Raw genomic sequence first — 22,013 nt, forward strand, 5'->3', positions numbered from 1 at the left:
CGGGCGTTTCGCGAGGATATCACCGCGCAGCCGCTCGCCGTCGCCCTGATCAGAACTTGTGGCGCATGCCGATCCGCGCCTGGAACTGCCGGTCGTTCGCGGAGGCGCCGGGGCCGTTGATCGCCGCGACCGCCGCATGCCCGGTCGAGTCGGTGCCCGACGCACGCTGGAACACGGCGCTCACGTAGACGTCGGTGCGCTTCGACAGGAAATAGTCGAGCCCCGCGGCAACCTGGTGATACGTCGCGCCGTCGCGACCGGCCACGCCGCCGCCGCGCGTGTAGTCGTACGCCACGCCGCCGAACAGGTAAGGCGTGAACTGATAGCGCACGCTCGCCTCGGCGTTGTTGAACACTGCGTTGCCGGACACGCCACCCGGATTCGGCCCGGACGACAGATCGCCGAGCTGGCGAAACGACGTGTTCGTGTACATCGCGCCGAGCGTCACCGCGCCGATCGCATAGGTGCCGCCGAGCGCCACGACCTGCAACGTGCGCGCCGACGCATAGCCCGAATACACCGGCGACAGCATGTTGTTGCCCGGCACGCCGCCCACGGTCGGCGCGGGGCTGCCGGTCGTGCCGAAGAACGACACGTTCGGGTTGCGCGCATTCAGGTAGCCGGCCGCCACCGCGAGCGGCCCACGCGTGTAGCCGGCCGTGGCCGACCACACCTGGTTGCGCGTCGTCGCGCCCGCCACGCCGCCGACCCCGTACATCGCGGCGACGCGCAACCCGCCGTAGTCGTTGCTGGTGAACTTGATCGCGTTGTTGGTCGAGTTCGCGTTGTTCACGTTGTCGAGGTCGCCGGGGTGCGCGACCATGTAGCCGCCGAACAGCGCAGCGGCCTCGAGCGGGCCGAGGAAGTCGACGTTGGTGTCGTACTGCCGCCCGAGCGTGACGGTGCCGAGCGGTCCCGACAGCCCGACGAACGCCTTCTTGCCGAAGATCAGCCCGCCCTGCCCGAGCTTGCCGGTGCTCGGATCGAACCCGTTCTCGAGCGTGAAGACGGCCTTCAGCCCGCCGCCGAGATCCTCGCTGCCACGCAGCCCCCAGCGGCTCGCCTGCTGCACGCCGCCCAGCATCCGCAGCGCGGGCTTGCCGCTTGCCACGCCGTTCGCGCCGGTCACCGCGACGTTGCTCGAGTAAGTCAGCCCTTCATCGATAATGCCGTACAGCGTGACGCTGCTCTGTGCGTGCGCCGCACCCGCGATCAGCGCGACGCCCGCGCCTGCCAACAGCCGTTTTTTCATCGAGAGATCTCCATTGCGCGGGTCGAATGGCCAAACGCAGGCGTGCGCGCCCCCCGCAGGCGCGCGGCCTGCCGGCACGGACCGGAACGGTCCGCTATCAGCCGGGAAAAGTGGTCAGCGCAGCGCGTCGGCGACGACGGGCGGCAGCGTCCGGCGACGGCCGGCCGCGACTTCGTACGCATGGCCGAACTGGAGCACGCCCCAGTCGTCGCGGTAGCGGCCGACGATCTGCATGCCGATCGGCAAGCCGGTCGCGGAGAAACCGCACGGCACGGACAGGATCGGCGCCTCGGTCGACGACAGCAGCCAGCACACGCGCATCCAGTCGATGTAGGTCGTGTTCGCGATGCCGAGCACGTCGGCGGGCACGCGCAGCGCGGCGTCGAACGGCATCACCTGCGTCGTCGGCAGCACGTAGAACGCATAGCGCTGCATGAACGCACGCATCCGGTCGAACAGCCGTGTCTTGCGCACGAACATGCGGCCGAGATCCGCGGCCGAGAGCGACCGATGCAGCCGGTATTCGTCGAGGAGTTCGGGCTTCAGCGCGGCACGCTGCCGTTCGTCGAAGCCGTCGACCAGCGTGCCGATCATCCAGGCACGCTCGATGCGGAATACTTCTTCGGCCTCCGAAAGATCGGGATCGTCGAATTCGACTTCGCAGCCGAGCGACGCGAACACGCGCGCCTGCGCATCGACGGCGCGCCGGATCTCCGGATCGACCGGCACGCCGGGCAAGCCGCGCGACATCGCGATGCGCGTGCCGCGGAAATCGCGTTCGAGCGGCTGCGCGAAGCGCGCGCCCGGCTCCGCGATTTCAGTCGCGGTTTCGCCGCTCGGCCCGGCGATCGCGGACAGCAGCAGCGCGGTGTCGGCGACGTCGCGCGCCATCGGCCCGTCGACGCCGAGCGTCGCCCAGCCGTTCAGGTCCGGCGCGCGCGGCACGCGGCCCGGCGACGGCCGCAGCCCGACCACGCTGTTCCACGCGGCCGGGTTGCGCAGCGAGCCGCCCATGTCGCTGCCGCATGCGAGCGGATTCATCCCGCAGGCGAGCGCCGCGGCAGCGCCACCGCTGCTGCCGCCCGCGGAACGCGTCAGGTCCCACGGGTTGCGGGTCGCGCCGAACACCTCGTTGAACGTATGCGAGCCGGCGCCGAATTCCGGCGTGTTCGACTTGCCGATCATCAGCGCGCCGGCACTCGCGCAGCGGCGCACGATCAGCGCGTCGTGCTGCGGCACGTGATCGGCGAACAGCGGCGAGCCGAAGGTCGTGCGCACGCCGCGCGTCGCGGTCAGGTCCTTCTGCGACACCGGCAGCCCGTGCAGCGGCCCCACCCATTCGCCGCGCGCCCAGCGTGCGTCGATCTCGCGTGCGCGGGCACGCAGCGCATCGGGATCGACGACGGTGACGAGCGCGTTCACGCGCGGGTTGACCGTCGCGATGCGCGCGAGATGCGCATCGAGCAGGTCGCACGCGCTGATCTGCCGCGCCTTCAGCAGATCGAGCATGGTGCGTGCGGGCAGGTCGCACAGGTCGCCGGCGGCGACGTCGGCCGGCGACGACGAAAACGAAACGGTGGTGGTCATGGGGCGAATGGAAGAAAAGGAATATCGGTCAGTCATCCTGATCGCTTCGATCGGACGCAAACGCGAGCGCGACGAGCGACAGCACGCCGCAGACGATCACGTACCACGCCGGCGCGGCCGGATTGCCGGTCGCCCCGATCAGCCAGGTGACGATGAACTGCGCGAAGCCGCCGAAGATCGACACGCCGCCCGCATACGCGATCGACAGCGCGGTCGCGCGCGTGCTCTTCGGAAACAGCTCGGCGAGAATCACGCCGTTCGCGCCGGCATTGATCGAGTGCAGCGCGGCGAGCAGCATCACGACCGCGTACATCGTCGCGATCGACGGCACCGCGCGGATCAGCCAGAAGCCCGGCAGGATCAGCACGGTCAGCGCGACACGCGTCCACAGCGCGACGCGCTTGCTGCCGGTGCGGTCCGACAGCCGTCCGCCGATCGGCGCGGCGACGAACATCACCGCACCGGACAGGATGCCGCACCACAACGCGGTATCCATCGGCAGGTGCAGCACGCGGATCGCGTACGTCGACATGTAATAGAGGACGATGAAGTGCGCCGCGGTGCCGCCGACCACGAGGCCGAGCGCGGTCAGCACGGCGCCGCCGTCGCGCCGCAGCACGGTGCCGAGTACCGCGGACGAGCGCCGCGCGGCCGCGGCCGGCGCGTGCTGCTCGATCGCATTAAAGCGCGCGCGCAGATACAGGCCGACCGGCGCGATCAGCACGCCGGCGAGGAACGGCACGCGCCAGCCCCACGATTCGAGCGCGGCGGGGGCGAGGAAATGCGACAGCAGGAAGCCGACGAACGAGCCGGCCAGCGCCGCGGCGCCCTGGCTCGCGAACTGCCAGCTCGTGTAGTAGCCGCGCTCGCCGGGCGGCGCGCGTTCGGCGAGCAGCGACGTCGACACGCCGACCTCGCCGCCGGCCGAAAAGCCCTGCAGCAGCCTGGCGAGCACGACCAGCACGGGCGCCGCGATGCCGATCTGCGCATAGGTCGGCAGAATGCCGATCATCCCGGTGCCGAGCGCCATCGTGACGAGCGTGAGGTTCATCGCCGGCACGCGGCCGAAGCGGTCGGCCACGAGCCCGATCACGACGCCGCCGACCGGCCGCGCGATGAAGCCGACGCCGAACGTCGCGACCGACATCAGCAATTGCTGCTGCGCGGACGCGGCCGGAAAGAACAGTTTGCCGAGCAGCACCGCGAAGAAGCTGAACACGGTGAGATCGAAGAATTCAAGGCCGTTGCCGATCGTGATCGCGACGATCAGCTGGCGATTGGACGGGGATGCGGCAACGTCGCCGACATGCCCGCCGAACATGCTGTCCGCTCGGGGCGCCTTCATGAAGATGAGTCTCCGTACTGGTTATGCGGGTCTGGTGCGCGGCCCGTTCGACGGCCTGCGCATGCAGTCTAGGCATTCAAAATACGCAGCCCGGAGCGACATTTTCCGATCGTGATAACGCCCGGTTATCGCGTGCTTTTCGCGCGCCGCCGCGGTGTAGGATGCGAAGGTCGCCACTGCCGCCGCGCCCTGCCACGCCGTGAAACACCACCAGCTCCGGGCGCTTGCCGCCATCGCCGAACACGGCAGCCTGCGCGCCGCCGCGCGCGCGATCCACCTGTCGCAGCCCGCGCTCACGAAGGCGATCCGCGAACTCGAGCAGGACCTCGGCGTGCCGCTCGTCACGCGCAACGCGCGCGGCGCGCAGCTCACGCGCTTCGGGCAGGCCGTCTATGCGCGTGCGCGCCTGATCCTCGCGGAGATGCAGCACGCGCGCGACGACGTGATCCAGCTTTCAGGCGGCAAGGAAGGCGCGCTCGCGTGCGCGCTGACGCCGCTGATGTCGCTCGGCTTCCTGCCGGCCGCGCTCGACGCGTTTCGGCAGCGGATGCCGACGATCCGCCTCGACGTGCGCGAAGGCTTTCTCGACACGGCGCTGCCGCGCCTGCGCGACGGCTCGCTCGACTTCGTGATCGCGATCGTCGATGCGACGCGGCTGTCACCCGAATTCACGTTCCGGCCGCTGCTCGAATCGGAGCTGATCCTGATGACGCGCGCGAGCAATCCGCTGCGCCACTGCACGTCGCTCGCGCAGCTGCAGGACGCGCAGTGGGTGCTGAACACGTCGCCGGAAAGCATCGGCCGGCTGCTGCAGAACGTGTTCGTCGCGCACGGCTACCGGGCGCCGCAGCCGATCGTCGAATGCACGTCGTTCAGCGCGGCGTTCTCGCTGTCGGTGCACACCGACACCGTGTCGTGCGTGCCGAAGCATTTCATGGAAGTCGACTGGATCCGGGAACGGATGGTCACGATCAACGTGAAGGAGACGATCCCGACCGTGTCGGCCGGCGTGCTGACGCGCCGCGACGCGCTCAACACGGTCGCGTGCGACTACCTGATCCACTGCTTCGTCGAGGCCGTGCGGCGGCACGATCCCGCGAAGCTGCTGTGGCGATAGCGACGCGTCTGATTCGACTCGGCCTGCAGTGATCATATCGATCGTTTTATACGAAAACTTTTCACGCATTTTCGTACATTTACTAAATACAGACCGATAAAATTGGTTTATATCGAGCGGAATACGAAAATAATTCCGCCGAACCCGCATCCGCCCAACCGCTTATTCTGAAACCAATCAGGCAGCCGATCAACACACCATTTCATAATACTTATTCGTTAAAACGAGTCGTTCAAGCCAATCCATCGAAGAATAAAATTCAATAAACCAATTTCTGGTCTTCGATAAAAAAATGGACGAATTCCTCCCAATGCGGCTATTCATCAAGGTCGCCGAACTCCACAGTTTCGCGCGCGCGGCAACGGAACTGAACATCTCCAACTCGTCGGCCACGCGCCTCGTGATGGGCATCGAGGACCGGCTCGGCGCACGCCTGCTGAACCGCACGACGCGCAGCCTGTCGCTGACCGACGCCGGTCATCTGTACCTCGCCCAGATCCGGCACGTGATCGAGGAAATCGACCGCGTCGAGGAAACGATCGCGTCGATGCACCACGAGCCGATCGGGTCGCTGAAGATCGCCGCGCCGGTGATGTTCGGCATGCACGTGCTCGCGCCTGCGATCGACGCGTTCAAGGCGCGGCATCCGGCCATCGTGCCGGAGGTCACGATGCTGGACCGCCATGTCGACCTCGTGTCGGAGGGCTTCGACGTCGGGCTGCTGCTGTCGCAGCACATCGGCAACAACACGCTGGTGAAACGCCCGCTCACGCGCCTGAAGCGGATCGTCTGCGCGGCGCCGTCGTATATCGAACGGCACGGTGCGCCGGCCCATCCTCACGACCTCGCATCCCACGCGTGCCTCGCGTTCCATGCCGACTTCGCGGGCGAGCACCTGTCGTTCGACCCGGGTTCCGCGTGTGTCACCGTGCGCCCGAACAAGTCCGCGTCGTCGAACAACATCGGGCTGATCCGCAACTGGGCGCTCGCCGGCATGGGCATCGCGGTGCTGCCGGACTTCCTCGCCGCACCGGATCTCGCCGCCGGCCGGCTGCGCGAACTGCTCGCCGACTATCGGCTCGAGGAACTCGAGATGAACGTCGTGTACCCGAGCCGGCGCCATTTTCCTCGCAAGGCGCGGCTTTTCATCGATCACCTGATCGATCATTTCGTCAGGTGAATGAAAGGCTGTAATCACGTGCCATTTTTACCAACGCCGGCGACGCCGTACGACCAGCGCCTCGGTTATTCGACGCTTCCCGCATTCCAGCAGCAGCTGCTCGCGCGCGGCTTCGTCATCGGCAAGCAGGTGCGCGATTCGGTCGTGCGACCAGCTGATCCACTGCTTCGTCGAGACCGCGCGGCGGCACGATCCCGCGAAGCGGCCATGGCGACAGCGACCTGCTCAGACGAACAGCGCGACGCATAGCGCGGCGCCGCACAGATATGTGCCGAGCGCGCCGATGAACCGCAGGGGATTCGGCCTCGCCATGGTCGGCCATGCGAGCAATCCGATCACGAGCAGGCAGCGGCACGCGGTTGCCGCGACGATCAACGAGACGATCGCGCGCGATGGGTCGTGTGCGCCGAAATAGAGAAACAGCACCGCGAGAAACGGCGCGTATTCGGCCGTGTTGCCATGCGCGCGCACGATCTTGTGCAATCCGTCGGTCGGATCGGACGCACACCCGGAATTGGTGGTACGCCGGAAGCGCGTGACGGACACGACCAGGCCGAGCCCGAACAGCATCAACCCCAGGATCGCCGTGCAAACGAGCGCGACGGGATGAATCGACATGGCACCCCCGGCAAAAACGGACATGCGCCGCATATCCGGCGATCGTACCTGCGGCCCGTGCATCCGGCTATCTCGGAAACTCGTAGCTTCGTCGCGCATCGCGCCATGACTTCGGCAATACGATCGGACCCGATTTGTCGCGATTTCGCAATGCACAAGGCCGGTGCGTAAAACGATCGGCGCGATCGGCACGGCCACCTTGTCGCCGTTGACACACGCAGGCACGCGAGCGGAACGCGCAAACGTTACGTCACGGCGACGCGCGCCACCGCACCACAGGCCGGTTCCCGCATGTCACAGGCATGCGCGTTGCGCCGACGCATCTCGGTAGTGAACCACCCTTGGCAGCCCGCTGCGGAGGACTACACTAATCCTTAATGGGGTGCGGCCGGAGCCTGCGCCTTCAGGGAGACGCCGCCATGAATCGGCCGCTGAATCGCATCCTGCCGCGCGTGACCGGGAGTGCATCGGTCTGGACGTGGATCAAGTGGTCCTTGCTCGCCGCGCTGGTGATCGCGGTGGCGATCATTGCCCGGCTCGTGATGACCGAGTTCGAGACGTCGCGCCTGCAGGCGCGCTACCTGTCCGAGCTCACCCGCGACATCGGCTATACCGTCGAGGCGGGCGCGAGCGATCACATCCGCTTCCCCGTCAACGGGCCGTACGACCAGCGCCTCGGCTATTCGCTGCTTCCCGCGTTCCAGCAGCATCTGCTCGCGCGCGGCTTCGTCGTCGGCAAGCAGGCGCGCGATTCGGAACGGATGCTGTCGCTCGCCGATCGCGGCCTGTTCCTGCCTTACGAAGAGAAAGACCAGGCCGGGCTGATGCTGTTCGACTCGACCGGCTCGCCGCTGTTCGCGACCGTGTTCCCGCAACGCGTGTACGCCGACTTCGACACGGTGCCGCGCGTCGTCGCCGATTCGCTGCTGTTCATCGAGGATCGCTACCTGCTCGACGCGAACCAGCCGAACCGCAACCCGGCGATCGACTGGGGCCGCTTCGGCCGCGCGCTCGCCGATCAGGCGCTGCACGTCGTCAACCGTCATCAGGCACGCCCGGGCGGCAGCACGCTCGCGACGCAAATCGAGAAGTTCCGCCATTCGCCGGACGGCCGCACCGCGACGCCGCCGGAGAAGCTGCGGCAGATCGCGTCCGCGTCGATCCTCGCCTACATGAACGGCCCGCAGACGATGCTCGCGCGCCGCGCGATCGTCGTGCGCTACCTGAACTCGGTACCGCTCGCCGCGCGGCCGCACGTGGGTGAAATCACCGGCATCGGCGACGGTCTCGCCGCGTGGTACGGCCGCGACTTCAACGACGTGAACCGCATCCTGTCCGCGCCGACGACCGGCGACAACGTCGACGAACAGGGCAAGACGTTCCGCGAAGTGCTGTCGCTGATCATCGCGCAGCGCGCGCCGTCGTACTTCCTGAATCGCGGCTATCCCGCGCTGCAGAAGCTGACCGACAGCTACCTGCGGCTCCTGTCGAACGGCGGCGTGATCTCGCCCGCGCTGCGCGATGCCGCGCTTGCCGCGCAGATCGAGCGCAGCGCGCCGCCGGCCGCCGCGCACGTGCAGTCGTTCGTGTCGCGCAAGGCCGTGTCGTCCGCGCGCGCGTCGCTGCTGTCGGCACTCGGGATCAGCGACCTGTACCAGCTCGACCAGCTCGACCTGGAAGCCACCAGCACGCTCGACAACGGCGTGCAGCAGGCGGTCGCCGAACGGCTCGCGAAGGCGTCGACCCGCGACGGTGCGCAGGCCGCCGGCCTGTACGGCTTCGAGATGCTCGCGCCGAGGGACGACCCGTCGCACCTCACGTACAGCTTCACGCTGTACGAGCATCGCAACGGCGCGAACATGCTGCGCGTGCAGACCGACAGCGTGAACCAGCCGTTCGACGTGAACCGCGGCGGCCGCATCAACCTCGGCTCGACCGCGAAGCTGCGCACGCTGATCACCTACCTGCAGATCGTCTCCGACCTGCATGCGCGCTACGGCAACCTGTCGAACGCGCAACTCGCGAAAGTGAAGCCCGACCCGCTCGACGGGCTGTCGCACTGGGCGCTCGACTACCTGTCGCATACGCGCGACCGCTCGCTCCAGGCGATGCTCGACGCGTCGGTCGAACGCAAGTACTCGGCGAGCCCCGACGTGTTCTACACGGGCGGCGGCGCGCAGGTGTTCTCGAACTTCGAGAAGTCGGACAACGGCCGCATCCTCACGCTGCATACGGCGTTCGAGCACTCGGTCAACCTCGTGTTCGTGCGGCTGATGCGCGACATCGTCCATTACGAGATGCTGCAGGCGGCCGGCCCGTCGTCGTCGTGGCTCGACGATCCGGCGCAGCGCAAGCATTACCTCGAGCAGTTCGTCGACGGCGAAAGCCAGGTCTACGTGAAGCGCTACTACACGCGCTATGCGGGCAAGGCGCCCGACGACGCGCTCGCGCTGCTGCTGCAGAACGTGCGCAAGTCGCCGCCGAAGATCGCGACGGTGCTGCGCAGCGTCGCGCCGAACGAATCGCTCGCGTGGTTCGATGCGCAGATGCGCGCGCAGCTGAAAGGCACGCCGGCCGCGACGCTGTCGGACGACGATCTCGCCGCGCTCTACGCGAAATACGCGATCGACCGCTTCAACCTCAACGATCGCGGCTATATCGCGAGCGTCCACCCGCTCGCGCTGTGGACGCTCAACTACCTGCGCGCCCACCCGAACGCGTCGCTCGCCGAGGTCCGGCGCGACAGCCGCGATGCGCGCTTCTACACGTACTCGTGGCTGTACAAGACGCGCTACCACGCGACCCAGGACCGGCGCATCCGCCGCATGGTCGAGCTGCGCGCGTATGCGGAAATCACGAAGGCGTGGCGCGCGCTCGGCTACCCGTTCGAGGAAGTCACGCCGTCCTACGCGGCCGCGATCGGCGCATCGGGCGACCAGCCCGACGCGCTCGCGAAACTGATCGGCCTGATCGCGACCGGCGGCCGGAAGGCGCCGACCGAGACGATCACGCGCCTCGACTTCGCGAAGGGCACGCCGTACGAGACGCGCTTCGTGCGCGCGGCCGCGCAGCCGCAGCCGATGCTGTCGCCGGAGATCGTCAACGTGGCGCGCACGCTGCTGCGCGACGTCGTGCTGAACGGCACGGCGCGGCGCCTGTCGGGCGGCTTCACGCTGCCCGACGGCAAGACGCTGCAGGTCTACGGCAAGACCGGGACGGGCGACCAGCGCTTCAATGTCTACGCGCGCGGCGCGCGGCTGATCGAGTCGCGCAAGGTCAATCGCAGCGGCACGTTCGTGTTCGTGCTCGGCGACCGCTTCTTCGGCGTGCTGACGGCGACCGCGCACGAACCTTACGCGGCGCGCTACGACTTCACGAGCGCGATGGCCGTGCAGTTGCTGAAGTCGATGGCGCCGGCGCTCGCGCCGCTGATCGAACGCCCGGCCGCGGCCGGCACGCGCACGACGGGCCCCGCGCCGCAGGCGGAAACGCCGGCGCCGCAGGTCGAGCCGTCCTGACGGCGGCCCGCGCGCTCATGCCACGACGCGCCGCTCAGTGCGAACGGCCGTCGTAGTGCGTGACGGGCAGCGCATCGAAATCGACATCCTCGAGGCATCGCACGTTGATCGCGGCCATCGCGGTGCCGTCCGGATGAGTCCCCTCGGCGAACGTGTGGATCCCGCAGCGCTTGCAGAAGCGATGGCGGATCACGTGCTTGTTGAACAGGTAGGTGGCGAGTTTGTCGTCGGGCGTGAGCAGTGTCATGTGATCGCGCGGCACGAACCACATCAGCGCGCCCTTGCGCCGGCAGATCGAGCAGTTGCAGGCCATCACGCCCTGCAGGTCGCCTTGCGCCTCGAACTTCACGTCGCCGCAATGACAGCTTCCGTGATAAAGCATGGTCGTCTCCCGGGGCGGCCCGTGCGCGTCGGCGGTATCCGGGCGGACACCGTTGGCCAGGCCGGTCCAAACGCGTACAGTAGCGCTCGCATGCGCCGCACGCAACGTCCGGCGGCGCCCGCCCCGACCCTCTGCGACCAAGGAAAACCGTCATGCTCGAACTGCGCCCCGGCTGCGAATGCTGCGACAAGGACCTGCCGCCCGATTCGGCGGAAGCGCGCATCTGTACGTTCGAATGCACGTTCTGCGCGACCTGCGCCGACGACGTGCTGAAGGGCCGGTGCCCGAACTGCGGCGGCGACCTGGTCGCGCGTCCGCGGCGGCCGGCGAGCCTGCTCGCGAAGTACCCGCCATCGACGGAGCGCATCGTCAAGCCGGGCGGCTGCGCGAACGCCTGACGGCGCCGCACCGCCCGTCCGTTTCCGTCACGCCATCTCGATCCGCGCGCGCGTCACCGCGAGCAGCGACGCCATCGCGCGGCGCGCGCCGTCCTCGTCGCGCACGCGGATCGCATCGCTGACGGCAACGTGCTCGGCGAGCGATGCGTTGTAGACGTGCGCACGGCGCGCGTTCAGATGCAATTGCGCTTCCAGCGTGCGGTCGATCAGCGCGCCGAGCGGCACCAGCAGTTCGTTGCCACCGGCCTCCAGCACGCTCAGGTGAAAACGCAGGTCCGCATGCACCCACTCGTCGACGTTGCGCGCGGCGGCCATCGCGCGCGCCGCGCCATCGATCGCATCGAACGCTTCGGGCGTATGCGTGCGAGCAGCCAGCGCGGCCGCATGCGGCTCGATCATCTCGCGCATTTCCTGCAGCTTCAGCGCGAACGCGAGCGGCGGCGCGACGCGCGCGTACCAGTCGAGCAGGTCGGCGTCGAGCAGGTTCCATGCGCGGCGCGGCCGCACGCGCGTGCCGACCTTCGGCCGCGATTCGACCAGTCCCTTCGACGTCAGCGTGCGCAGCGCCTCGCGCAGCACCGTGCGGCTCACCCCGAACATCGCCATCAGGTCCGGCTCGCGCGGCAGCAGCGACTCGGGCGGATAGTCGCCCCGCAGGATCGCCGTCGCCAGCCGGAAGGCCGTCTGTCCATGCAGGTCGCGTTGAATGATCGTTCTCCGGTGATGGGCAACGCCGCGGCTGCCCACTATCTGCACAATAGTGCTATTAATACTATTTTTTAACGCGCTACGCTAGGATCGTCGTCACGTACTCGACCGGCGCCGCGTCCGCACGTCCGCGCCGGTCCACCCTGGAGACAAGCGACATGAAAATCACCCGCCTCGAAACCTTCGTCGTCCCGCCGCGCTGGCTGTTCCTCAAGATCGAGACCGACGAGGGCATCGTCGGCTGGGGCGAGCCGATCGTCGAGGGCCGCGCGCACACCGTCGAGGCCGCGGTGCGGGAACTCGCCGACTACCTGGTCGGCCGCGACCCGCTGCTGATCGAGGATCACTGGCAGGTGATGTACCGCGCCGGCTTCTACCGCGGCGGCCCGATCACGATGAGCGCGATCGCGGGCGTCGACCAGGCGTTGTGGGACATCAAGGGCAAGCATCACGGCGTGCCCGTGCATGCGCTGCTCGGCGGCCAGGTGCGCGAGCGCATCAAGGTGTATTCGTGGATCGGCGGCGACCGGCCGAGCGACGTCGCGAACAATGCACGCGCCGTGGTCGAGCGCGGCTTCAAGGCGGTGAAGATGAACGGCTCCGAAGAGCTGCAGATCGTCGACACCTACGACAAGGTCGAGCAGGTGATCGCGAACGTCGCGGCGGTGCGCGACGCGGTCGGCCCGCACGTCGGGATCGGCGTCGACTTCCACGGCCGCGTGCACAAGCCGATGGCGAAGGTGCTCGCGAAGGAGCTCGATCCGTACAAGCTGATGTTCATCGAGGAGCCGGTGCTGTCGGAGAACGCCGAGGCGCTGCGCGACATCGTCAACCAGACCAACACGCCGATCGCGCTCGGCGAGCGGCTCTACTCGCGCTGGGACTTCAAGCACATCCTCGCGGGCGGCTACGTCGACATCATCCAGCCCGATGCGTCGCACGCGGGCGGCATCACCGAGTGCCGCAAGATCGCGACGCTCGCGGAAAGCTACGACGTCGCGCTCGCGCTGCACTGCCCGCTCGGCCCGATCGCGCTGGCCGCATGCCTGCAGCTCGACGCGGTCAGCTACAACGCGTTCATCCAGGAACAGAGCCTCGGCATCCACTACAACCAGGGCAACGACCTGCTCGACTACCTGCGCAACCCCGAGGTGTTCCGCTACGAGGACGGCTTCGTCGCGATCCCGCAGGGCCCGGGGCTCGGCATCGACGTCAACGAGGAGAAGGTGCGCGAGATGGCGAAGACGGGCCACCGCTGGCGCAACCCGGTGTGGCGCCACGCGGACGGCAGCGTCGCCGAGTGGTGATGCCGAGGTGAGATGAGATGCGATGCGCGGCGGGCATGCCGCGCATCGGCTTCGAGACGGCCGCCCGGCAGGCGGCCGTTCTTGCATCCGCGGCTCGCGGCGCGCGGGCACCCGGCCCTGCGCCGCGGCGAGCCGGCCGTCAGCCGAGCGCCGCGAACCCCGGCACGCAGGACGCCAGCACGGCGGCCGCGACGAACACGCCGATCATCGTCAGCGCCTCGAGATGCAGGATGTTGCGGAACGTGTGCGCATCCTCGGTCGACGCGGTACGGCGCAGGCGCGGCAGCGCGGAGAAGCGGTTCAACCCGCCGAGCACGAGCGCGAGCGCGACGAGCAACAGCTTGAGCAGCAGCACGCGCCCCCACGTGCTGCCGTCGAGCGGCGCGACCGAGCCGCCGAGCCCGCGCAGTGCATTGAGCACGCCGGTGCCGAGCACGAAGACGACCGCGATCACCGACGTACGCGACAGGTGCTGGCCGATCCGGATCAGCGCGCCGCGCGCGACCGACGAGCCGAGCACCGGCAGCACCGCGAGCCCGCCCGCGAGCACGAGGCCGCCCCACACCGCGGTGGCGAGCAGGTGCAGCGTCTGCACGCCGACCGCCGCGGACAGCAGGCCGGTATCGGCCGCATGGCCGAGCGACGCCTTGCCGCCCGCGACCACGATCACCGCGAGCCACAGCACCGCGTGCGCGACCGGGCCGTCCGGCTTCGCGAGCGCGACGATCGCGAGCACCACGGCGCCGGCGAACGCGACGCTCCACGCGAAGCCCGCGTGGGTCTGCGTGAGCATGACGGGAATCGCGGCGAACGCACCGCCGAGCCCCGCGCCGCTCATCGCCGCGGCTTCGTACACGAGCCAGCCGAGATCGGCGAGCACGAGCGCGAGCGCCGCCGCGACCAGCGAATGTTGCGCGCGCAGCCATGCGGGATGCGACGGCGCGACGACCGGCCGCGCGCCGTCCTTGCCGAGCCACGCCTTGAGCAGCGCCGAGCCGACCGCCATCGCGAACGTCGCGTCCATCAATGCCGCCAGCGCGACCTGCCCGATCCACAAGCTGTCGATCCTCATCGCGCACACCCTCCGGAGAACGGCCGGCCGGTGGCGCGGCGGCAAGTGGAACGACAGCGGGAAGACGGCAACGGCACGGTAAGGAACGTCATCGATGAATCCGGAAACGGGAGAAATGACTGGATCTGCGGCGGAGGCGGCGCCGCGCGACCCGCGAGTGTACGGTCTTCGATGGTCAAAGCGCACGCCGGTTCACACGATGCGTGCAGATAGCGCGTCAAATTGTCGCAAGTCGTAAACAGGCAGGAACCGATGACCTTTTGCCAAATAGCCGTCATTACCCATCGATGATAGAATGCCGCGTCGCAGCAGCCCGGCTGTCCTGCCGTCCATGCGCCGAGCCGATCGTAGCCCGGACAGGTCCCCGACGAATAAACATGGAGTCTCGTGTGTCTTCAAGACGCCTCTTCCGTCCGTTGCTTGCCGTTCTCCTGATCGGTGGCGCGGGCCTTATGAGCGCTGCCCAAGCGCAGACCAAGCCCACGGAGCAAGCGCACGCCCAGCAGGCGCCGCTCAAGGCACCCGATACGATGGCCGAGCGTGTGCGCGGCTGTACCGCATGTCACGGCGTTCACGGCCAGGGCACGGACAACGACTATTTCCCGCGTCTTGCCGGCAAGCCGGCGGAGTACCTGTACAACCAGCTCGTCAACTTCCGTGATGGCCGGCGCAAGTACCCGCCGATGAACTATCTGCTGACCTACCTGAACGACGATTACCTGAAGGAAATCGCCGAGCACTTCTCGGCCGAGCGTCCGCCGTACCCGACGCCGGCCAAGCCGACGCTGCCGGCTGCCACGCTCGCGCGCGGCAAGCAGCTCGTCACGCAAGGCGATCCGTCGCGCAAGCTGCCGGCCTGCGTGGCCTGCCACGGCGCAGGGCTGACCGGCATGCAGCCGGCGATCCCGGGCCTCGTCGGCCTGCACGCCGATTACCTGAGCGCACAGCTCGGCGCATGGCGCTCGGGCAACCGCCACGCGAAGGCACCGGATTGCATGCACGACATCGCCGCGAAGCTTTCCGACGAAGACGTGACGGCCGTGACCGCATGGCTCGCCGCGCAACCGGCGCCCGCCAACCCCGTGCCGGCCCCGGCGCGTTCGATGAAGACTCCGCTCGCCTGCGGCAGCGAACCGCAATAAGGCAAGGGAGACAGACACAATGAAACGCAAGTCCCTGTTTGCACTCTCGGCTGTCGCGATCGTCGCGGCCGCCGCCCTCGTGCCGGTCCTGTGGCCGGGCAACGACACGCTGCACGGCGCTGCCGCCGTCGCGGCCACGCCGGCCGACCAGGCCGCGCTGATCAAGAAGGGCGAATACCTCGCGCGCGTCGGCGACTGTATCGCGTGCCACACCGTGCGCGGCGGCAAGTCGTTCGCGGGCGGCCTGCCGATGGCGACGCCGTTCGGCACGATGTACACGCCGAACATCACGCCGGACGACAAGGACGGCATCGGCAAGTGGACGTCGGACGACTTCTACCGCGCGATGCACACCGGCCGTTCGAAGGACGGCAGCCTGCTCTACCCGGGCTTCCCGTTCGCGAGCTACACGAAGGTCACGCGCGCCGACTCGGACGCGATCTACGCGTACCTGCGTTCGGTCCCGCCGGTCTCGGTGCCGAGCCGTCCGCACGAACTGAAGTTCCCGTTCAACAACCGCAACCTGCTGATCGGCTGGCGCACGCTGTTCTTCAAGGAAGGCGAGTACAAGCCGGATCCGACCAAGTCGGTCGAATGGAACCGCGGCGCGTACCTCGTCGAAGGCCTCGGCCACTGCTCGATGTGCCACACGTCGATCAACATGATGGGCGGCCCGGTGAACTCGGCAGCCTTCGCGGGCGGCCTGATCCCGCTGCAGAACTGGTATGCGCCGTCGCTGACGAACGACAAGGAACTCGGCCTCGGCGACTGGCACGTGCAGGAGCTGTCGGACCTGCTGCAGGCCGGCGTGTCGAACAAGGGTGCGGTGTTCGGCCCGATGGCCGACGTCGTGCACAACAGCCTGCAGTACATGAGCGACGAAGATACGCGCGCGATGTCGACGTACCTGAAGTCGATCCCGCAGAAGGCTGAAGCGCCGAAGAACATGCAGTACGAGCCGTCGAAGCAGTTCGGCAACACGCTGTTCGACCAGGGCAAGAAGATCTACGCGGACAACTGCGCGACCTGCCACGCCGAAACCGGCGCGGGCAAGCCGCCGGCGTATCCGCCGCTCGCGGGCAACCATTCGATCGTGATGGAATCGGCGGTCAACCCGATCCGCATGGTGCTGAATGGCGGCTATCCGCCGAGCACGTTCAAGAATCCGCGTCCGTACGGGATGCCGCCGTTCGCACAGTCGCTGTCGAACCAGGAAGTCGCGGCAGTCGTCACGTATATCCGGATGTCGTGGGGCAACAACGGTACGCCGATCTCGCCGCAACAGGTGAGCGACCTGCGTTCCGCGCCGCTTGACTAACTAGCGCGCGACACAAACGGGGGCGCGGCTGCGGGAAACCGCAGCCGCGCCCCTTTGCTTTTTTGCGACGCCGTTCCCCGCGCTGGCCGCGCGAGGCGTCGCCGATCATAAAACTCAAGAGTGGTAACTATGTCTTTCGAATCTCTCGGCCTGGCCGAACCGCTGGTCAAGGCGGTCAACGAGCTCGGCTACACGTCGCCGACGCCCATCCAGCAGCAGGCGATCCCCGCCGTCCTCGGCGGCGGCGACCTGCTCGCCGGCGCGCAGACCGGCACCGGCAAGACCGCCGGCTTCACGTTGCCGATCCTGCAGCGCCTGCACACGTTCTACGCCGAGCATCGCGGCGCGAAGCGCGCGGTGCGCGCGCTGATCCTCACGCCGACGCGCGAACTCGCCGCCCAGGTCGAGGAAAGCGTGCGCGCGTACAGCAAGTACCTGAAGCTGCGCTCGACCGTGATGTTCGGCGGCGTCAGCATCAATCCGCAGATCGATGCGCTCAAGCGCGGCGTCGACATCGTCGTCGCGACGCCGGGGCGTCTGCTCGATCACATGCAGCAGAAGACGATCGACCTGTCGGATCTCGACATCCTCGTGCTCGACGAAGCCGACCGGATGCTCGACATGGGCTTCATCCACGACATCAAGCGCGTGCTCGCGAAGCTGCCGCCGCAGCGCCAGAACCTGCTGTTCTCGGCGACCTTCTCCGACGAGATCAAGTCGCTCGCCGACAACCTGCTCGATTCGCCGGCGCTGATCGAAGTCGCGCGCCGCAACACCACCGCGGAAAGCGTCGCGCAGAAGATCCACCCGGTCGACCGCGATCGCAAGCGCGAGCTGCTCACGCACCTGATCCGCGAACACAACTGGTTCCAGGTGCTCGTGTTCACGCGCACCAAGCACGGCGCGAACCGGCTCGCCGAGCAGCTGACGAAGGACGGCATCAGCGCGATGGCGATCCACGGCAACAAGAGCCAGTCGGCCCGCACGCGCGCGCTCGCGGAATTCAAGAACAGCACGCTGCAGGTGCTGGTCGCAACCGACATCGCCGCGCGCGGGATCGACATCGACCAGTTGCCGCACGTCGTCAACTTCGACCTGCCGAACGTGCCGGAAGATTACGTGCACCGGATCGGCCGCACGGGCCGCGCGGGCGCGACCGGCGAAGCCGTGTCGCTCGTGTGCGTCGACGAGAAGCAGCTGCTGCGCGACATCGAGCGGCTGATCAAGCGCGAGATTCCGCAGGAAGTGATCGCGGGCTTCGAACCCGATCCGACCGCGAAGCCTGAGCCGATCCAGCAACGCCGCGGCCAGCAGCCGCGCGGCGGTAACGGCGGCGGCGGTGGCGGCGGTGGCGGCAATCGCCAGCCGCGTGCAGGCGGCTCGGGCCAGCCGGCCGCGAAGCGCGACGGCAATGCGCAGCCGAAGGCCGCGAAGGCGGCCAAGCCGCGCACGACCGGCGGCGCGACCGGCAACGCCAGCGGTGGCGGCCGCCCGTCAGGCGGCAACGGCGCGCGCCCCGCGAACGGCAACGCCGCGCACGCGAACCGCAACCGTTCGTCGCGCAGCGGCCAGCGCGGTCACTGAAGCCGCGCGGCCGCGCGCCGCAGGTGCTCGACCTGGCGCTGCCAGCGCGCGAGCACCTCGGCGCGCGCCTCCCCTTCCAGCGCAAACGTGACGCCGGTCGCGAGACGCGCATAGCCGACCCGCTGCGCATCGCCGTGCGCGATCGTCGCAGCGAATCCGGCAAGGCCCCCGAAGTCCCCTTCGAGCGGCTCGATCCTCAGTTGTGCCTGAAAGAATGCGCCGTCCGCGACGAGCGTCAACGCGGCCGCGCGCCGTTGTGTCAGCGCGCGCGCCGCGCGCGATTGCGGCCAGAGCGCGAGCAGCAGCGTATGCGCGTCGCGCGCGTGGATCTCGCCGACGCTGAGCAGCGTCGTGCGCAGCTGGCCGTCGTCGGTCGCGACGATCAGCGATGCGGCGAAGTCGGCATGGCGTTCGAGCGCGGTGCCGTCGAACAGCGCAACGACGGCCGGCGGCCACGCGTCGAACGTCCATTGTTCGAGCGCGTGGCGATGGGAATCGGTCATGATGGCGGCCCCGGTGAAAAGCAGATGATGATCGCGCAGCATACGCGCGCCGGACCGCGCGGTGACGATCAGCGCATGAACACGTGCCGCGTGATCTTCGTCAGCGGATAGTGGACGCTCGGCTGGATCTTCGCGGGCAGGTCGAGCGGCTTGAGCAGCATCTTCACGCACATGTCGGCCGACAGGTTGCGCCGCACGAGCGAGCTGATGCGCGCGGCACGCTCGCGGTTGTATTGACTGTCGCCGACGCGATCCGGGTAGCGGACGGCGAACACGTGGCGCAGCGCGATCTCGGAATCCTCGTTCTTGATTTCCATCACGCGGCGCATCAGCGCGCCGAGCACCGCGAGACGGCCGTTGCCTTCGAGCTTGTTGTACTTCTTGAAGAACTTGAAGAAGTGCTTGTAGTGACGCACTTCGTCCGAGCGGATGTTGTCGGTGATTTCCTTCAGCACCGGCTCGTCCGAGCATTCGTTGATCGCGCGATAGAGCGTGGCCGTGCCCGTCTCGACGACGCAGCGCGCGACCATCTCGAGCGCGCGGGTCTTCTCGAACGCGTCGACCGAGCAGGTCTTCGAATACTCGGCGAAGAAATTCGCGAACGCGGTGTCCCAGTCGAACTCGGGCCACACGTGCGCGATATACGCCTTCAGCGCGCGCCCGTGCTGCAGTTCCTCGTGCTCCCACGCATTGTTGAGCCACGCGGACACTTCCGGATCGTCGTTGAAGAACTCGCTCAGGTTGCTCGTGTAGAGATCCGAGCCGCTTTCGATGAACGACGACGCGCACAGCAACAGCAGCAGATCCTCGTTCGCGGCGGCGCGCTGACGATCGATCCGGTTCAGGTCGATGTCCTCGATACGCCACGGCATGACATGCGTCGTTTCAGTAGGCATGGTGATGCGCTCCCAGTCGTCGCGCGGCCGGCCGGCCCCTCTTTTCGCACAGGCCCGGCGTGCCCGCAGGCGACGTTTTGCTTGCATTTATTAGTGGATTGGTCCGGCCGAACCATGCTGGCATCTTAGCCGGACTTTTATGTTCGTGCTTCAAAGCACTGACCATGCCCGCCGCGCGCAGTTCCGCCGCGCATGTTGCGGATCGTTAGATGAGGTGTTCGAACCGGTTGCGCGCGCGCGACGGCATGCGCTGCATCCAGGCAAAACGGGCGGCCATCCGGCCGCCCGTCGGGCACCACGCTGGAAGCGTTCCGTCAGAAACCGGCCGCAAGACCGTCGCGACGGCTGTCGCTCGCGGCCACGTAGCCGCGGTCGGGATCGTCGCGATCGAGACGCCACACGAACTGCCCCGAACCGAAATCCATGTAAGGATCGTCGATCGACTTGATCGTATGGCCGCGCGCGGCGAGCCCGTCGACCGTCTCGCGCTTCATCGTCGACTCGACGTCGAGCGTGAAGTCGCGATTGACCTTCCAGCGCGGCGCGTCGCAGGCGGCCTGCGGCTGCTGCCCGTAGCCGAGCATGCGCACGACGGTCTGCAGGTGGCCCTGCGGCTGCATGTCGCCGCCCATCACGCCGAAGCTCATCACGGCCTCGCTGCGGCCGTCGACTTCCTCGGTGACGAACGCGGGGATGATCGTATGGAACGGCCGCTTGCCGCCCGCGACGACGTTCGGCGACGCCGGATCCATCGAGAAGCCGTGCCCGCGGTTCTGCAGGGCAATGCCGGTACCGGGCACGACGAGCCCCGAACCGAAACCCATGTAGTTCGACTGAATGAAGCTCACCATCATCCCGCGTTCGTCCGCCGCGGACAGGTAGATCGTGCCGCCCGAATGCGGGCGGCCGGCAGCGAAGTGCGTCGCGCGCGCGCGATCGATCAGCTTCGCGCGTTCCGCGAGATACGCATCGTCGAGCATCTGCGCGGGCGTCACGTCCATCGCGCGCGGATCGGCGACGTAGCGATAGACGTCCGCGAACGCGAGCTTCATCGCCTCGATCTGCAGGTGCTGCGAGTCGACCGAATCAACCGGCCATTCACTCAGGCCCGCCCGCTCGGCGATCCCGAGCGCGATCAGCGCGGCGATGCCCTGCCCGTTCGGCGGGATCTCGTGAATCGTATGACGGCCGAAGCGCTTGCCGATCGGCTCGACCCATTCCGGCCGGTACGCGCGCAGGTCGGCTTCGGTCAGCGCGCCGCCGCCTTCGCGCGCGAACGCCGCGAGCCGCGCGGCGAGCGCGCCTTCGTAGAACGCGCGCGGGCCGTCCTTCGCGAGCGTGCGCAGCGTCTGCGCGTGGCCCGGCAGGCACATGCGCTCGCCGACGTGCGGCGCGCGCCCGCGCGGCATGAAGGTGTCGGCGAAACCCGGCAGTCCCTGCAGCTCGGGCACCGCGGCCGCCCATTTGTGCGCGACGATCGGCGATACCGCATAGCCGCGCTCGGCGATCTCGATCGCCGGCTCGAGCAGGTCCGCGAACGGCAGCGAGCCGAACTTCGCATGCAGCGCTTCCCAGCCCGCGATCACGCCCGGCACCGTGACGGTGTCCCAGCCGCGCGTCGGCTTGTTCGCGATGCCGTGCGCGTCCTCGCCGTGGCGCTTGCGGAAATAGTCGGGACTCCATGCGGCCGGCGCGACGCCCGACGCATTCAGCCCGGACAGCCGGCCGCCGTCCCACACGAGCGCGAACGCATCGCCGCCGAGCCCGCACGACACGGGCTCGACCACCGTGATCGCGGCCGCGGCGGCCAGCGCCGCATCGACGGCATTGCCGCCCTTCCACAGCATCCGCAGCCCGGCCTGCGCGGCGAGCGGGTGTGACGTCGACACGACGTTGCGCGCGAATACCGGGATGCGGGTCGTCGGATACGGGTTGTGCCAGTTGAAGCCAGTCATCGGTTCCACCTCGTCGAAAGCTGAATGAACGCGCCGGACGCACGACCGGCGTGCGCGGCCAGTCCGCCATTGCAGCGCGATCCGCGCGATCGCACAAATTCATTTGTCACATGAATCCATGTACTTTGCGC

The 22,013-nt window shown here is 68.0% G+C and carries 18 protein-coding genes; 8 read left to right on the plus strand and 10 right to left on the minus strand.

The window, feature by feature from the left end:
- Positions 1-49: 49 nt before the first annotated feature.
- The 3 genes from U4012_RS13905 to U4012_RS13915 all read right to left on the minus strand — a co-directional run bounded on the left by U4012_RS13905 (position 50) and on the right by U4012_RS13915 (position 4,184).
- Positions 50-1,252, minus strand: coding sequence for a porin (locus U4012_RS13905; protein ID WP_321799252.1), 1,203 nt, complete (start codon positions 1,250-1,252; stop codon positions 50-52).
- Between the two features lie 114 nt (positions 1,253-1,366).
- Entirely contained in the window at positions 1,367-2,839 is a 1,473-nt protein-coding gene (locus U4012_RS13910) for an amidase (RefSeq protein ID WP_321799254.1), read from the minus strand.
- Between the two features lie 28 nt (positions 2,840-2,867).
- On the minus strand, positions 2,868-4,184 hold the full coding sequence (locus U4012_RS13915; RefSeq protein ID WP_124892246.1) for an MFS transporter: 1,317 nt from the start codon (positions 4,182-4,184) through the stop codon (positions 2,868-2,870).
- 199 nt (positions 4,185-4,383) lie between these two features.
- On the opposite strand from U4012_RS13915, the gene U4012_RS13920 reads away from it, so the two are divergent.
- Complete coding sequence (locus tag U4012_RS13920; protein WP_124486906.1) at positions 4,384-5,301, plus strand: LysR substrate-binding domain-containing protein; 918 nt, start codon at positions 4,384-4,386, stop codon at positions 5,299-5,301.
- 292 nt (positions 5,302-5,593) lie between these two features.
- Complete coding sequence (locus U4012_RS13925) at positions 5,594-6,481, plus strand: LysR family transcriptional regulator (protein ID WP_321799258.1); 888 nt, start codon at positions 5,594-5,596, stop codon at positions 6,479-6,481.
- Between the two features lie 225 nt (positions 6,482-6,706).
- Here U4012_RS13925 and U4012_RS13930 read toward each other — a convergent pair whose 3' ends face one another.
- Complete coding sequence (locus U4012_RS13930) at positions 6,707-7,099, minus strand: MAPEG family protein (protein WP_124486999.1); 393 nt, start codon at positions 7,097-7,099, stop codon at positions 6,707-6,709.
- A gap of 419 nt (positions 7,100-7,518) precedes the next feature.
- Between U4012_RS13930 and U4012_RS13935 the strand changes: the two genes are divergently transcribed.
- Entirely contained in the window at positions 7,519-10,617 is a 3,099-nt protein-coding gene (locus tag U4012_RS13935; protein WP_321799260.1) for a transglycosylase domain-containing protein, read from the plus strand.
- Between the two features lie 34 nt (positions 10,618-10,651).
- On the opposite strand, the gene U4012_RS13940 is transcribed toward U4012_RS13935, so the two are convergent.
- The gene (locus U4012_RS13940; protein WP_321799262.1) at positions 10,652-10,999 is read right to left on the minus strand and encodes a GFA family protein; all 348 of its coding nucleotides are present in this window, start codon (positions 10,997-10,999) and stop codon (positions 10,652-10,654) included.
- 152 nt (positions 11,000-11,151) lie between these two features.
- On the opposite strand from U4012_RS13940, the gene U4012_RS13945 reads away from it, so the two are divergent.
- Positions 11,152-11,397, plus strand: a complete 246-nt coding sequence (locus U4012_RS13945) for a DUF1272 domain-containing protein (RefSeq protein WP_124486902.1) — start codon at positions 11,152-11,154, stop codon at positions 11,395-11,397.
- Positions 11,398-11,424: 27 nt separating this feature from the next.
- On the opposite strand, the gene U4012_RS13950 is transcribed toward U4012_RS13945, so the two are convergent.
- Positions 11,425-12,144, minus strand: coding sequence for a FadR/GntR family transcriptional regulator (locus U4012_RS13950; RefSeq protein WP_321799265.1), 720 nt, complete (start codon positions 12,142-12,144; stop codon positions 11,425-11,427).
- A 119-nt stretch (positions 12,145-12,263) separates the two neighbouring features.
- Here U4012_RS13950 and dgoD point away from each other — a divergent pair, with 119 nt between their 5' ends.
- Complete coding sequence (dgoD, locus tag U4012_RS13955) at positions 12,264-13,412, plus strand: galactonate dehydratase (RefSeq protein WP_321799267.1); 1,149 nt, start codon at positions 12,264-12,266, stop codon at positions 13,410-13,412.
- A 139-nt stretch (positions 13,413-13,551) separates the two neighbouring features.
- On the opposite strand, the gene U4012_RS13960 is transcribed toward dgoD, so the two are convergent.
- Entirely contained in the window at positions 13,552-14,484 is a 933-nt protein-coding gene (locus U4012_RS13960) for a CopD family protein (protein WP_321799269.1), read from the minus strand.
- 377 nt (positions 14,485-14,861) lie between these two features.
- Between U4012_RS13960 and U4012_RS13965 the strand changes: the two genes are divergently transcribed.
- The 3 genes from U4012_RS13965 (at position 14,862) to U4012_RS13975 (ending at position 18,528) form a co-directional block, all read left to right on the plus strand.
- On the plus strand, positions 14,862-15,626 hold the full coding sequence (locus U4012_RS13965) for a c-type cytochrome (protein WP_044844542.1): 765 nt from the start codon (positions 14,862-14,864) through the stop codon (positions 15,624-15,626).
- 19 nt (positions 15,627-15,645) lie between these two features.
- Positions 15,646-16,944 carry a c-type cytochrome gene (locus U4012_RS13970; RefSeq protein WP_044844543.1) on the plus strand — a complete coding sequence of 433 codons (1,299 nt, stop codon included), beginning with the start codon at positions 15,646-15,648 and terminating at the stop codon, positions 16,942-16,944.
- A 129-nt stretch (positions 16,945-17,073) separates the two neighbouring features.
- Complete coding sequence (locus tag U4012_RS13975; protein ID WP_321799273.1) at positions 17,074-18,528, plus strand: DEAD/DEAH box helicase; 1,455 nt, start codon at positions 17,074-17,076, stop codon at positions 18,526-18,528.
- Here the strand turns inward: U4012_RS13975 and U4012_RS13980 are convergent.
- The 3 genes from U4012_RS13980 to U4012_RS13990 all read right to left on the minus strand — a co-directional run bounded on the left by U4012_RS13980 (position 18,522) and on the right by U4012_RS13990 (position 21,882).
- Positions 18,522-19,031, minus strand: a complete 510-nt coding sequence (locus U4012_RS13980; RefSeq protein WP_044846780.1) for a hypothetical protein — start codon at positions 19,029-19,031, stop codon at positions 18,522-18,524. The two genes, U4012_RS13975 and U4012_RS13980, sit on opposite strands and share 7 nt — an antisense overlap.
- Before the next feature lie 68 nt (positions 19,032-19,099).
- Complete coding sequence (locus U4012_RS13985) at positions 19,100-19,927, minus strand: ferritin-like domain-containing protein (RefSeq protein WP_044846781.1); 828 nt, start codon at positions 19,925-19,927, stop codon at positions 19,100-19,102.
- A gap of 314 nt (positions 19,928-20,241) precedes the next feature.
- A complete protein-coding gene (locus U4012_RS13990; protein ID WP_321799276.1) occupies positions 20,242-21,882 on the minus strand; it encodes a gamma-glutamyltransferase family protein in 1,641 nt (546 codons plus the stop codon).
- Positions 21,883-22,013: the final 131 nt, after the last annotated feature.

The organism is Burkholderia sp. BCC1988 (assembly GCF_905339895.1).
Lineage (GTDB): Bacteria > Pseudomonadota > Gammaproteobacteria > Burkholderiales > Burkholderiaceae > Burkholderia.